Below are 15,463 nucleotides of genomic sequence, written 5' to 3' on the forward strand. Positions count from 1 at the left end.
TTCTAGACGACCTTGACCACATCTCTCAAAAAAATTTTCCGCAAAACCCCGAAGTTCCCCAAGGTTTTTCTCCACCCCCAAGTTACTCAAACTCCAGTCTGGGATAGCAATTGAGGGCAAGAAAAATTAGCCTTTGACTGTGGGTGTACTCACAATGCCATAATCAACCACAACAAGGTTCAGATTTTCTTAATAGTCTTTTTATCCTTGCTATGGCAGCACTTTGACCGATATCTGTCTGGCTATTTTGTGCCGAATTAGACAACTCCACTGGTTGACCGACTATGACTAAAATTGCTGATATTGCCTACGTTACCTATCAACATCCGGATTTAGACCTGTGCGAACGTTTTTTGAGGGATTTTGGCCTGATTACCGCAGTTAAAACCGATACAGCCTTGTATATGCGAGCTAGAGGCAAAAAACCGTTTGTCTATGTCGTAGAATGGGGAAAAGAAGCTAAATTTGTCAGTTTTGCCCTAGAAGCGACATCAGAATCGGTCTTACATGAACTAGCCACTTTAGCCTCCGCTTCGACCGTGGAAACCCTGTTCACCCCCGGCGGTGGTCAGCGCATCAAAATTATTGACCCCAACGGTTTTAACCTAGAATTGGTCTATGGTATCGAGGAAGTGGAACCTTTGCCGATTCCTGAACCCTTGCAATGGAATCACGCTAGTCGCAAAACCCGTTTAGGTCGCACCCAAAGGCCGAAAAAAGAACCCGCACCTATTTTACGTCTAGGTCATCTAGCTATTGATGTCAAAGACTTTGAGGAAAGCTATCACTGGTATCAGCAGACTTTTGGCTTAAAAGCAACAGATTTAATTTATTACGGCCATCCCAGTTTACGAGTCGGGGGTTTTCTTCGTTGTCAACGGGGAGAGGAATGGGTTGATCATCACACCATCGCCATGTTGCAAGGTTCTCACCCCAAAGTCCATCATACTGCCTTCGAGGTGCAAGATTTTGACTCTATTAAAATCGGCCACGATTGGTTACGAGAAAAAGGATGGACTCCTGTGTGGGGTATTGGTCGCCATTTGTTGGGAAGTCAAGTGTTTGACTATTGGCAAGATCCTTTCGGTAGCCTCATTGAACATTTTACCGATGGGGATCTTTTTGAGCAAACCACCGAGCCAGAACTTCACGCGGGTGGGTTAGATATTCTCTATCAATGGGGACCGGCGATTCCCGAAAGTTTTTTAGGTTAAACCGTTGAAAACGTCTCATAAAAGGGTTTAGATGATGAATATTGCTGAAATATTTCAAAAAAGACGCTCTACTCGTAAATTTCGCACCGATGCCATTCCCGAAGAAATTTTAGCCGAAATTTTTCGTTTAGGATTCCAAGCTCCCTCTAGTTATAATTTGCAACCATGGCGATTTATAGTGGTTAGAGAACCAGAAAATAAGGCAAAATTGCGAGAATTCGGCTTTGAACAAGATAAATTGGTCGATGCACCCGTGGTTTTAATCTGTTGTGGCGATCGCCAAGTTAACCATCGTGGTTACATTAATCAAGTAATTGAGTTAGGAAAGCAAGAGGGGACGATTTCCGAAAAACGGGCCAAGTTCATGCACATGGCCATTCCGCCTTTTTTCCAATTTAAACCCTGTTATCAGTCTCCAGAAGCTTGGAGCAACCGACAAGTTATGATTGCGGTTACTTATCTCATGATAGCGGCGCAAAGCTTGGGGGTGGATAGTTGTCCCCTAGAAGGATTTGTGGCTGAACCCTTGCGCGAGTATTTCCAAATTCCCGATACGGTCGATGTCTGTTGTCTCTTAGCCTTGGGATACGCTGATGAACCCTTGAGCGAGTATGGGGGACGTTTTGGGACTCAGAAGCTCTGCTATGGCGAAATTTACGGAGAAACCTTTAATTTAAGCCCAAATCACCCCTAGAGTGACCGTCGCCCCCCGTCACCAGAAACTTGTCCCGGTGCGAGAGGATTAAATCTTTGTATTCGATTCCATTTAAGGAGTAAAAAAATGGCTCTTTGTTTAGATACTAAGCTTAATTTGTCAGAAATAAGCAGTTTAGTCGATATTATTCGTTATCGCGCCCAATATCAACCCCAAAAAACTGCTTATACCTTTTTAGTCGATGGCGAAACCGAAGAAAAACGCCTTACCTACGGGGAATTATTTCTAGAAGCGCAAGCGATTGCCAATAGTCTCCAATCCATCCTATTACCGGGGGAACGAGTTTTATTAGCATACCCTTCGGGATTAGAGTTTATTACTGGGTTTTTCGGCTGTTTATTAGCAGGAGTAGTGGCAATTCCAGTTAATTTGCCCAAGAAAAACCAAAAGATGGCTCGCTTAACTTCTATTCTTAACAATTCGCAAGCAAGCTTACTTTTAAGCACACAATCGGAATTAGACCAATTAAAAAGGCAACTAGACAGAGACATTCCCTTTCTAGCTACGGATAGCTTAATCGGCAAAAGTTTAGCCGAAGACCACCCCACTCAGATAAAACCAGAGACCTTAGCCTTTTTACAATACACCTCTGGTTCCACGGGGACTCCCAAAGGAGTGATGGTCAATCACGAGAATCTTTTGAATAACCTCCGAGATATTGCTTCTGGAATATTAGATTTAGACGGGGAACAGGATGAAAAGAGCGTTATGGTGACATGGTTGCCAACTTTTCATGATATGGGGCTAATTTATGGTATTTTACTGCCTTTTTATCGAGGATTTCCCTGTTATCTCATGTCTCCGGTTTCCTTTTTACAACGTCCTTTCGGTTGGTTAAATGCCATCAGCAAATACAGAGCCACCCACACTGCCGCCCCTAATTTTGCCTATAAACGTTGTCTTGACAAGATTAAAGAGGAGCAGCTGACGGATTTAGACTTAAGCAGTTGGAAAGTGGCTATAAATGGCGCAGAAACCGTCAGAATAGAAATTTTAAGCGAATTTGCTCGTAAATTTGCCCCCTGTGGTTTTGAGTTTGCCGCTTTTTGTCCGGGTTATGGTTTAGCCGAGGCCACCTTAAAAGTTGCTGCTGTCAGGAAAAATCAAGTTCCTCAAATCTGCTGGGTTGAAAAAGCCGCGTTAAACCGTCATCAAATCGTTTTTACGGAAAAAAGCCCAAATTCTCAATCCTTAGTCAGTTGTGGACAAACAGAAATCGACACAGAAATTGCCATTGTTAATCCTGAAACCTGTCAACGCTGTCCCTCCCAGCAGGTGGGAGAAATTTGGGTGAAAGGCAAAACCGTTGCCCAGGGCTATTGGCAACATCCCGAAGCTACAGAAAAAACTTTTCAAGCAGTTATCGCCGATACTGGACAGGGTTTTTATTTGCGTACAGGGGATTTAGGTTTTATTCATCAGGGTCAACTATACATCACCGGACGCTTGAAAGACCTGATGATTATTCGCGGTGGTAACTACTATCCCCAGGATATCGAACAGACCGTAGAACAATGCTATCCCGACTTTTGCCCCAGTGGAACTGCCGCCTTTACCGTAGAAATCGAGGCAGAAGAAAAGTTAGTCCTAGTTCAAGAGGTAGAAAGAACGGCAATTCGCCGTTTTAACCAGCAAAAAGCCCTAGAAGCAGTTCGTCGAGCGGTTTTTCAAGAACACGAATTGCAAGTTTATGATATCGCTTTTATCAAACCCGCATCTCTGTCCAAAACTTCTAGCGGCAAAATTCAACGCCACGCTTGCCGTCAACAGTATTTAAACCAGCAACTTCCACTAATTTCATCCCCTATGCCGACGCTAACCCCCCCCCTCAGCAGTCACCAAGCTGACCCCACAACCGCTAGTCAAGAAAAAACCGAGCAAATCTTGACTTGGTTGCGAGATTACGCCAAAACTCGCATTAATTCCCATCTGATTGATGACCGTCGTTGTGTGCCGCCCTATATTGTCATGGATTTTGGCAATCAAGGACTGATGGGAATGCAGATTCCTGAAGAATACGGGGGAATAGCCCTTAATAATCGCAATTTTTTGCAGGTGATGGAACAATTAGCCGCCATTGATTTAACTCTGGCGACGATGGTCAGTCTCAATAACAGCTTAGGTATCCGTCCGCTGCTCAACTACGGGACTATTTCCCTCAAGCAAGAGTTATTACCTCTTTTAGCTACAGGAAGACAATTATCCTCCTTTGGCATGACGGAACCGGAAGCAGGAGCGAATATCGGGGCAATTAGTACCGTTGCCGTGCCGGATGGCCGAGATAAATGGCGAATTCGCGGCCTTAAGCATTGGAATGGTTCTGCTTGGGCCGGAATGATTAATGTTTTTGTCCGTTTGCTTGATTCGGAAGAACCGGGGAATAACGGTTTGACAGGTTTTCTTGTCCGTCAAGGTACCCCCGGTCTGCGTTTGCGACCTGAATCCCTAACTATGGGATTACGGGGAATTATGCAAAATGCCATCTATTTTGAGGATGTTTTAGTCACTAAAGAGCAATTGCTGGGAGAATTGGGCAATGGCACTGAACCCGCCGACGATGCTTTACTTTATGCCCGTTTAGGTATTGGCATGATGGGAGTTGGCGGCATGAAACGCTGTCTACAATTAATGTTACGTTATGCCAGTCGTCGTTCGATCGCTACCGGTAAATTGCTAGAAAGTCCGATTACTTTAGCCCGTTTTGACCATTTAACTGGGGCTACTGTGGCCTTGTCCAGTCTCTTAAAGTGTATCACCACCACCTTAGACCAAAAAGTTGCCGTTCCCAGGGAAATGGCCGTTATTGCCAAGATTACGGGGGCTGATTACCTCTGGGAAGCGGCCGATAGTCTCGTTCAGATGCTCGGGGGTAGAGGTTACATGGAAACTAATCTTGCCCCGCAAATTCTCCGGGATGCCAGAGTTTTACGAATTGGCGAAGGTCCTAACGAAAGTTTGAAAATCTTTTTGGGCAAAAGTATCACCCATACGGACAAATTAGGCGAATTTCTGACAAAAGTTCTGGAAGCGCCCGAGATTGCCCTGCAACTCCACAGCACCGCCCAATCTATTAATCAGCGTTGTCTCCAGTCTAATCTCTGGGGTGATCGTTCTGCCGCCTTAGCTTGGGCCTATTCTTTAATCGGAGAATTGGGTTGTTACGCCGCTTTAGTAGCAACAACAGCGAAAATGTCCCAAATTCACCCCGGGGAAAAGTACAGTCATGCCCTAGCTTGGAGTCAATTGCAGTTTGATTTATGTGTGCAGAAAGCTCTCCGGGGAACACCCGAAGAAAACTTTGCTTCTTCGGTGGCAACTATCCGCGATCGTATCCTCGATTATACTCAATCTATTGATGATATCGAACAACGTCTAGAGGGTTCCGATTATCAACTCGACGAGTTATTGACGTTGGAACCAGAAGCTAAACAGACTCATCCTCAAGCTGAAACTTCTCTGGTCGAAATTGCTATTCAAACGCGGCAAGACCGAGTAAATATACCCTCTAGTCCGAAAAAGTCCCTTCTTAGCCAACAAACTCCCGAAAAGGTGGAAACGTGGTTAGGTAATTGGTTACACCAGAAATTAAAGGTCAATCCAGCCACTATCCAAACCAGCCAGTCTTTTGCTGATTTTGGCTTAGATTCAATTTTTGCCGTGGAATTAGCCCAAGATCTGGCCGATTGGTCGGGAATCCCCGTCGAAGCCACCATTGTTTGGAATTATCCCACTATTGATAGTTTGGCAGAATATTTAGCTAACCAGATTAATCAAAGCAATACTGGGGCTGAATCGGCAAATAATCGGGAAAAAAGCGAAATTTTAGCAGTTTTACCCCAAATATCCGAAGAAGAAATCTCTGCCTTCTTTAGTTAATCGCTGGTGGGGATAGGATAGCTAATTTCCCTTGTCCTATCCCCCACCTCGGAGTCACGGGGACAATTGTGACTATGCTACTAAATTTTCCCATCCCGACAGTATCAAGGTTTTTCCCGCTTATCCGTGACTTTTTCCCGAGCATAACCTGAGATGAAAGTGACGTGACATAACAAGACAAGAGTTGTTAGGAAGATGAATCAACAAAAACAAGCTTTTTTAGAACAATACAAACACCTCGATGCAATGGTCAAAGCGCAAACCGAACCCATCGCTATTGTGGGTATGGGCTGTCGTTTTCCCGCAGGAGTCAATGATTCCGCAAGTTATTGGCAGTTATTGGTTAATGGCATCGATGCAGTAACAGAAATTCCCCTAGAACGTTGGAATATTGCCGATTATTATCACCAAGATGCCGATGTTCCGGGAAAAATGTATAGTCGGGAAGGGGCATTTTTAGACAAAGTTGACGAATTTGACCCAGCTTTCTTCGGCATCTCACCTCGGGAAGCCGCCGCCATGGATCCGCAACAACGGTTACTGTTAGAAGTCTGTTGGGAATCCCTAGAAAATGCGGCTATTGCGCCAGAAAGTTTGATTAATAGTCAAACTGGCGTATTTATGGGCATTTGTCGCGATGATTATGCCCAATTGTGTTTTCATCAAGGCGTAGTCAATCACATTGATGCTTACAACAGTTTAGGAAACAGTCGCGCTATTGCCGTCGGCAGAATCTCTTATCTATTTGGGTTTCACGGTCCGACTCTGCAAATTGATACGGCCTGTTCCTCCTCCCTCTTGGCAGTACATTTGGCCTGTCAAAGTCTGCGCGGCCAAGAATGTAATCTCGCTTTAGCGGGGGGTGTGAATCTGATGTTAACCCCGGCCACTGCGATTAGTAATTGTAAATTAAAAGCCGTTTCTCCCCAGGGTCGCAGTAAAACCTTTGATGCTTCGGCCGATGGTTATGGTCGGGGCGAAGGTTGCGGTGTCGTGGTCTTAAAACGTCTCAGTGATGCTCTCCGAGATGGCAATCTTATTTTCGCCCAAATTCGCGGTTCGGCTGTCAATCACGATGGAAAAAGTAATGGCTTAACCGCCCCCAATGGTCAGGCACAGGAAGCTTTACTCAGACAAGCCCTCGAAAGAGCGAAAATTCAACCTAAAGATCTGCAATACGTCGAAGTTCACGGTACAGGTTCATCTTTAGGAGATCCCATCGAGGTTTTATCCTTAGGGAAAATTTATGGCCGGGGTCATAGCCAAGATAATCCCCTGATTTTGGGAACCGGGAAAACTAATATGGGGCATCTGGAAGGAGCTGCGGGGATTGCGGCGTTAATTAAGACAGTTTTACAGCTACAAAATCAGCAAATCACCCCTAATCTTCATTTTAAGAACCCTAATCCCTATATTCCCTGGGAAAAACTGCCAGTCAAAATCCCCACCACTCTTACCCCCTGGTTGGTCAGAGAAGGAGTCCGACGGGCTGGAGTGAGCGCTTTCGGGATGAGTGGCACTAACGTCCATTTAATCGTTGAGGAAAGCAATTTTGAGCGGCTTGGTGACGAAAAACCTCATTTAGAACGTCCTTGTCATTTAATTACCCTTTCGGCGAAAAGTGAGCCGGCCTTACGCGAATTAGCTCAACGCTACTACGATTTTTTCGGTCAAAATTCCCAGACGGTCATGGCAAATGTGGCCTATACCGCTAATACTGGGCGATCGCATTTTGAGCATCGTTTAGCTATTCCCTTTGTGGCTCAAAAACAGCTTGAGCAAGCTTTAAAAGACTTTATTAGGGGTGAAAATCGCTTTTCAGGTCAAAAAAGTCTTTTAACCTCGAAAAAAGCCCCTAAACTGGCTTTTATGTGTACGGGAGAGGGTTCACAATATCCCGGAATGGCTAGGGAACTCTACGAAACGCAACCGACTTTTCGCCAAACTTTAGAGAAATGTGACGAAATTTTACGGAGCCATGGGGTGAAATCCTTACTGCAAGTGTTATATGGGGACGAAAAAACCAGTCAGTTGATTAATCAGACTTTTTACAGTCAAATTACCCTATTTTCTCTGGAATATGCCCTCGCCCAACTCTGGTTATCTTGGGGAGTGAAACCCGATGCTCTCATCGGTCATAGTTTAGGGGAATATGTGGCCGCTTGTTTAGCGGGAGTCTTTAGCTTAGAAGACGGTTTGAAGTTAATTGCCCATCGGGGACGCTTAATGCAGACATTACCGAAAAACGGCATAATGGCGGCAATTTTTACCGATTCCGACAGCGTGACCAATCATCTCAGGAAGATTAGGGGCATCTGTACCATTGCTGCGGTCAATAGTCGAGAAAATACGGTCATTTCTGGTGAAACTGAGGCTATTAACCATTTAATCGCTAACTTTAATCAGAGAGGCATTGAAAGTCAGACTTTAGCGGTTTCCCATGCTTTCCATTCTCCCTTAATGACGGGTATGGTGGGGGAATTTGCCAAGATTGCCGAAACTATCACCTATAATTCCCCGCGTCTCCCCCTTATTTCTAACCTGACTGGGGATGTTATCGATGCAGAGATAGCAACTTCCCAATATTGGGTTAATCATCTACTGTCTCCCGTAGAGTTTGCCCGGGGTATAGAAAGATTAGGAGAGTTAAATACGGAAATATTCCTAGAAATTGGCGCCAAAACCACCTTAATTAGCCTAGGTCAGCAAAATCTCCCCGACCAAGGTCTCTGGTTAGCTAGTTTATCCCCAAAACAGTCGAATTGGGAAACCCTACTCCAAAGTTTAGCAACCCTTTATGTAAAAGGGGTCAAAATTGACTGGAATGGATTCGACCTGGATTATTTACGCGAAAAAATCACCTTACCTACCTATCCCTTCCAAAGAAAACGCTATTGGTTAGATTACATTGATTCTCAGCTAAAAACCCCGACAGTGGCGGCAGCTTTCCACCCTCTCCTACAGCAACCGCTGCATCTATTGGGGTCAAAGGATGTTCACTATCAATCCTCTCTTTCTCCCTGCTATCCCAGCTATCTGCAAGAACATCAAGTTTTTGGCCAGGTAGTTTTCCCAGCCGCAGCCTATCTAGAGATGATTATAGTGGCAGCTGGTCAACAATATCCCAATCAGCAGTTTACTATTGGTCAATTGAGTCTGAATCGACCCTTAATTTTCTCAGACAACCAGAGTAAAAAGGTACAGTTAAGCTTACTAGCGGGGGGACAATTTCAGATTCTCAGTCTTGGGGAAGAGGAAGTTTCCCTACTGCATCTATCCGGTAATTTAACCAATGAAAACCAGGACTTACCCAGCGGCAATTGGACAGATATCCGGGACCGTTGTCACCAAAAAATCGAAATCGCACAGCATTATCAGGACTGTGTAAGTAAAGGAGTGAACTACGGGGAAAGTTTTCGAGTTATCCAGCAACTTTACCGCAATCAGTCCGAAATTGTCGCAAAAATTCAACTTTCTTCCCATCTACTCTCGCAAGCGGTGGATTACCAGCTACATCCTGTCTTACTTGATGGTTGCTTTCACGCTATGTCGGCACTATTTCCCGCGGGGAATAGCACCTATCTTCCCACTAATATTGACCGATTGACCTTTTCGGGAGTTAAGGACACCTCTATATACTGTCATGGTCGCTTCAGCCATAGCAATTTGCAAAACGGCATCTTAATCGCTGATTTGACTATTTTCAGCCAATCGGGTCAATTAATTAGCCAAATTGACGGATTAACTTTTCAACAAGCCCGGCCAGAAACCCTCTTTTCCCAGACCAACGACCTCAAGGATAGTTTATACGAAATTACTTGGCAAGCCACGGACTTGACGGGAATGGATTGGATAGAAACAGGAGATTGGTTAATTTTTGCTGACAAAAAGGGAGTAGGGCAACAATTAGCCGAAAAATTGGTGCAACAAGGGCATAGATGCCAACTTATCACCGAAAACAATCGCCAGACTTGGCAATATTTCCTCAAAAAACCCTATCAAGGTCTAATTTATCTCTGGGGAATCGATGACGACCAAGCTTTAGAAAATAATCAAAACCTAGCCGTCACTCAGGAGCGAATTTGTGGAACTTTGCTGGAAATAGTGCAAGAACTAGGCAAAATAGAGGTTAATTACTCTCCTCGCCTCTATATTGTCACCCAATCGGCTCAATACATTCCTTCTCAGCCCACAGTGATTGCCCTTGCCCAAAGTTCCCTCTGGGGATTAGGACGGACTATTGCCCTAGAATACCCAGAATTGCGCTGTCTGTGTCTAGATGGAGATAAATTTCAGGATAGCCACACCTTAGCCCTAGAGGTGTTCCAATCTTTACAAAGTTCGGAGGAGGAAAATCAAATCGTTTGGCGGCAAGGCCAGAGCTATGTGGCTCGTTTAGGGCGGTTTATCCCGAAATCGTCGCTAAAAAACCGAGAAATTGCCGAAAATGCCACCTATCTTATTACTGGTGGTCTAGGGGCCTTAGGGCAGCAAGTGGCTAATTGGTTAAGGAAAAAAGGAGCAAAATCCCTCGTCTTACTGAGTCGCCGGGGAATAACTCCAGAAACCCAACCAATTATAGACCAATGGCGACAAGAGGGAACCAATGTAGAAGTTTTTGCCGCCGACGTTAGCGACTTTGGCCAAATGCGTCGGGCTTTTGAGATAATCGAGCAACAGTTACCCCCTTTAAAAGGCATTATTCACACGGCCGGGGTGTTAGAGGATGCCAGCTTATCCAAACAGACTTGGGAGAAATTTGAGCGCGTCTTTTCCCCCAAAATACTCGGAGCTTGGAATTTGCATCTCCTCAGTCAAGAAGTTGATTTAGACTGGTTTATTAATTTTTCCTCGATGGCCTCGGTGTTAGGGTCTTCTGGACAGAGTAATTATGCTAGTGCTAATGCCTTTTTAGATAGTCTAGCCCATTATCGTCAAGCGCAAGGACTGCCGGCCCTGACCGTTAATTGGGGTCCCTGGGCAGAGGGTGGTATGGCCGAAAATTTAGGCGAAAAAGCGAAAAAAAGGCTAATTAAACAGGGTTTTACCCCTCTTGATCCCCAAAAATGTTTACATCTCCTCGAAACATTGCTGACGACTTCTCGGACACAGGTAACTGTCGCTTCTCTCAATTGGAATAGCTTTTTTAACAGTTTCGAGAATCAAAAAATTCCGCCTTTATTACGAGATTTCCAGAGTTTTTCAGCCCAAAAATTAACCCCAGACAATAATTTTATTAATGTCTTAAGGACAGTACCAATTGAGGAGCGTTTTGCGGCTTTGACTGCTCATGTTCAAGGGATTGTAGCGGAAATTCTCGCTATTCCGGCTAGAGAATTTACCCAAGTTGACCAAGGTTTTTTTGAGTTGGGAATGGGTTCTTTAATGACGGTGGAATTACGCAATCGTTTAGCCAAGGATTTAGGTAAATCTCTGGCGGCAACTATCACTTTTAAATACCCAACAGTGACCAGTTTGGTCGATTATCTAGTAGCTGAAGTTATTGACCTTGACTTTAGTTTAAAACCCTTAGCAATAGGAGCAAATCAAGATAGCAATATTGATCCCCTCAACGAAGAAGATTTATCCCTAGAAGAATTGTCCGATTTACTCCTACAGGAATTAAATTCCTTAAGCTAGAAAAGCAGACCTCAAACCCTATCTAAATAACCTGTTTACCATGACACAAATACCTGCCAAAACTGATCAAATGAGCTTAATAAAAGATGCCTTAAATCAAATTAAGGTCTTAAAAACTAAGCTACATACCCTAGAAAAAGCTAAGAATGAACCAATTGCAATTATTGGTATGTCCTGTCGCTTTCCCCAGGGAGCTAATTCCCCGGAAACTTTTTGGGAATTATTGCAATCAGGAACCGATGCCATCAGCGAAATTCCGCCGCAGCGCTGGAATATTGACAATTATTACGATCCTAAGCCCGATGCAAGGGGAAAAGTCTATACCCGTCACGGTGGCTTCTTAAATCAACCGATAGATCAATTTGACGCTGATTTTTTTGGTCTTTCTCCCCGGGAGGTGGCACAAATGGATCCGCAACAGCGATTACTGCTGGAACTAGCCTGGGAAGCTCTGGAAAATGCGGGAATATCACCCTTAAATCGGCGAGGAAGTCAAACGGGGGTATTTATAGGCATGATGACTCAAGATTACTCCCATTTTAGCCATCATCCCGATCTGATTGATGCCTATACGGGAACGGGAAATGCTAAAAGTGTAGCTTCGGGACGTTTATCCTATCTTTTTGGATTTCATGGCCCAACTTTAACGGTTGATACTGCTTGTGCCTCCTCTTTAGTCGCTGTTCATTTAGCTTGCCAAAGTTTACGCAATAACGAGTGTGAAGTTGCCCTAGCTGGGGGGGTCAACCTAATGTTAACCCCCTTCGTTACTATCATGGAATCCCGCGCCCAGATGTTGTCTCCTGACGGTCGTTGTAAAACCTTTGATAGAACAGCGAATGGCTATGTGCGGGGAGAAGGCGGCGGTATTATAGTTTTAAAGTCTTTATCTGCGGCTATTCGGGATAATAACTTGATTTTAGGACTAATTAAAGGTTCGGCCGTTAACCATGGTGGTACGAGTAGCGGTTTAACAGTTCCCAATCAACTTAGTCAAGAACAATTGATTCGTCAAGCTTTAAAAAATGCTCAGGTAAAGCCAGAGGACATTAGCTATATTGAAGCCCATGGAACTGGCACTTCTTTAGGCGATCCCATTGAATTAGGTGCATTATCGACAGTTTTTGCTAAAAATCCCCAACCGGTTTGGGTTGGTTCCGTCAAAACCAATATCGGCCATCTAGAAGCGGCCTCTGGTATTGCCGGACTGATGAAAGTGATTTTATGCTTGCAACATCGACAAATTGCCCCCCATCTCCACTTCCAGCAACCGACACCCCATCTAGACTGGGAAAATCAACCGATGAAAGTTCCGACTAAAAACCGTGAATGGGTTAGTGAAAATTCTGCTCGTTTAGCTGGAGTTAGTTCTTTTGGCTTAAATGGCACTAATGCCCATATTATTCTCGAAGAATACCCTTACGAACCTCAAACGACTGCGGCACCTGATTCATCGCCCTATCTGTTCACCCTCTCAGCCAAGACTGAATCGGCTTTAATCAAACTAGCCCAAAAATACGCACATTACCTAGAAAATGCGAAAAATATTGCTTTAAGCTCCATTTGTGCTACTAGCAATCGCAGTCGCTCTCAATTACCCCATCGTTTCACCTGTATTGTCTCTAGTCACTGCCAACTTCAAGAAAAATTAGCCGCTTTCGTTCAAGGTGAACCCAGTTCTTTTCGCCAAAAAAGTGAATTTAATGGCAAAAATCGGGCAAAAATTGCCTTTCTCTTTCCGGGACAGGGTTCTCAATACCCCGGTATGGGAAGGGAACTATACCAATCCTATCCTCTATTTCGTCAAACACTCGATCGCTGTGCTGAGATTCTCCGTCAATATGGGGACTATTGCCTAACGGAGATTATTGACCAAGAAAATCATCTCAATCAAACTTTTTACAGCCAACCTGCCCTATTTGCTCTCGAATACGCCCTTTTTAAACTCTGGGAATCCTGGGGAATTAGCCCCCATGGGGTTATGGGTCATAGTTTAGGGGAATATGTGGCCGCCTGTGTTGCTGGAGTCTTTAGTTTAGAAGATGCCTTAAAATTAGTCTTCTATCGGGCTAAATTGATGGATTCTGTGGGAAAAAGTGGTTCAATGGTCGTTATATCGGCTAGTGAAGCTGAAATTATTCCCTTAATTGCCCCCTATCAATCTCAGGTCGCTATTGCCGCTATTAATGGTCAGGATAATATTGTCCTGTCCGGTGCTGCAGAGACCATAGAAACCCTGGTAAAACAGCTTCAGGTCAAAAATCTGAAAATTACCCGGTTAAATGTCTCTCAAGCTTTTCATTCCCCTCTGATGGAGGAAATTTTAGACGAGTTCCGACAAGTTGCTGAAACTATCACCTATCATCCCCCCCAACGAGCCTTAATTTCTAACCTTAATGGCAACTTAGTCAATTTTGAGGTCACTACTCCCGATTATTGGTGTCGTCATCTCCGGTCTTCTGTTCGCTTTGCCGATGGGATAAAAACCTTACTGGACAACGGTTATGAGCTATTTGTCGAATGCGGCTCCCATCCCGTTTTATCGGGCATGGGCAGCCTACTGGATAAAAATTATTCTTGTCTTTGGTTGCCCAGTTTGCGTCGTCAAACCTCTGACCGACAACAGATCCTCGAGAGTGTCAGTCAGCTTTATCTGCGGGGATTCGCCCTGAATTGGCAAGAGATAACGGCCAATCAAGACAGTAAACCCTGTATCTTACCGACCTACACCTTTGAAAGAAGTAGTTATTGGCTAAAAACAGGCGACTTGACCCCAGAAGAAGCGCAATTATTGCCTGAATTGTCGAAATATCTCCTAGAAACACCGCCGCAACCGCCGGAAGTTGTCAAAACCACCACCGCATCATCTTCTGGTCATCTAATTACCCTTGACTCTTTGTTGGCCACACCCGCAGAGAAACAGCTTAAACAACTAGAAACCTACATTATCGGTGTTTTAGAACAGATTACTGGTTTATCCGTGGTCAAGCTACATACCAAGCAACCGCTCTCTAGTTTAGGCTTAGATTCTCTCATGTCCAGTCAATTACGACGTCAACTAGAGGAGGATTTAAAAATTATTGTTCCCGTGGAATACCTAGCGGGATTGAGTATTGAGCAGTTTTTACCGCAAATATTCAACTTAATCACCCAAAATTCCCAACCTGCAACTAGCAATAAAACTCCTCTCCCCTCAAAACAGAAAAAACCAATCAAGACGACTAAAGCCGAAAATATCTCTAATGATCCGAAACTTTGGCTAATTCGCAAACAAGCTAATCCTAACGCCCACATTCGTCTATTTTGTTTTCCCTACGCTGGTGGGGGTGCCTCCGTATTCCAAAATTGGCTGAATTACTGCCCCAAGCAAGTGGAATTGTGGGCGATTCAACTACCCGGACGCGAAACGCGTCTTCAGGAAACTGCGATTACATCGCTAAAATCCCTGATTAATCGTCTCATTCCGATTCTGACTCCCTATTTAGACCAACCTTATGCTTTTTTTGGTCATAGCATGGGTTCTTTAATCAGTTTTGAATTAACCAGAGAATTGGCTAAAACTCGGCAAAATCTACCCCAACATTTATTTATGTCTGGATTTCGAGCGCCTCAAATTGTCAATCCCGATTTACCCATTCATCGTCTGGGAGATGAGCAATTTTTAGCAGCTTTAGGTCATTTTCAAGGAACCCCAGAAACTCTCCTCAAACATCCCGATTTAATGGCGGCTTTTTTGCCAATTTTACGAGCAGATTTCAAACTCCTAGAGACCTATTCTTATCAACAAGGTCAACCCTTAAATTGTCCTATTACCGTTTTTGGAGGCCACAACGATGCCAAGGTTTCTGCCGATCAATTACAACAATGGCAACTGCAAACCAATCAAGATTTTGTCCTGCATACCTTACCGGGAGGACATTTCTTTATCAATCAACATACGGAGAAAATTATGAAAATAATTGGCCAAAGTTTACGAGAGTTTCCTGAACAAATGACTGCCTAATCAACCAACTATTCA

5 protein-coding genes are annotated in these 15,463 nt (G+C 44.2%); all 5 read left to right on the forward strand.

All coding sequences use genetic code 11. The annotated features are described in order from the left end of the window. Positions 1-284 precede the first annotated feature (284 nt). The 5 genes from IM500_RS00530 (at position 285) to IM500_RS00550 (ending at position 15,448) form a co-directional block, all read left to right on the forward strand. On the forward strand, positions 285-1,214 hold the full coding sequence (locus tag IM500_RS00530) for a VOC family protein (protein WP_287737384.1): 930 nt from the start codon (positions 285-287) through the stop codon (positions 1,212-1,214). 31 nt (positions 1,215-1,245) lie between these two features. Further along, positions 1,246-1,908 carry a nitroreductase family protein gene (locus tag IM500_RS00535; RefSeq protein ID WP_052277743.1) on the forward strand — a complete coding sequence of 221 codons (663 nt, stop codon included), beginning with the start codon at positions 1,246-1,248 and terminating at the stop codon, positions 1,906-1,908. A gap of 87 nt (positions 1,909-1,995) precedes the next feature. Then, entirely contained in the window at positions 1,996-5,805 is a 3,810-nt protein-coding gene (locus IM500_RS00540) for an AMP-binding protein (RefSeq protein WP_287737386.1), read from the forward strand. A gap of 195 nt (positions 5,806-6,000) precedes the next feature. Further along, on the forward strand, positions 6,001-11,445 hold the full coding sequence (locus IM500_RS00545; protein WP_287737387.1) for a type I polyketide synthase: 5,445 nt from the start codon (positions 6,001-6,003) through the stop codon (positions 11,443-11,445). A gap of 40 nt (positions 11,446-11,485) precedes the next feature. Next, positions 11,486-15,448: a beta-ketoacyl synthase N-terminal-like domain-containing protein gene (locus tag IM500_RS00550; protein WP_287737390.1), complete on the forward strand. Its 3,963-nt coding sequence runs from the start codon at positions 11,486-11,488 to the stop codon at positions 15,446-15,448. Positions 15,449-15,463 lie beyond the last annotated feature (15 nt).

Origin of the sequence: Microcystis sp. M179S2 (genome assembly GCF_020245805.1) — a bacterium.
Lineage (GTDB): Bacteria > Cyanobacteriota > Cyanobacteriia > Cyanobacteriales > Microcystaceae > Microcystis > Microcystis aeruginosa.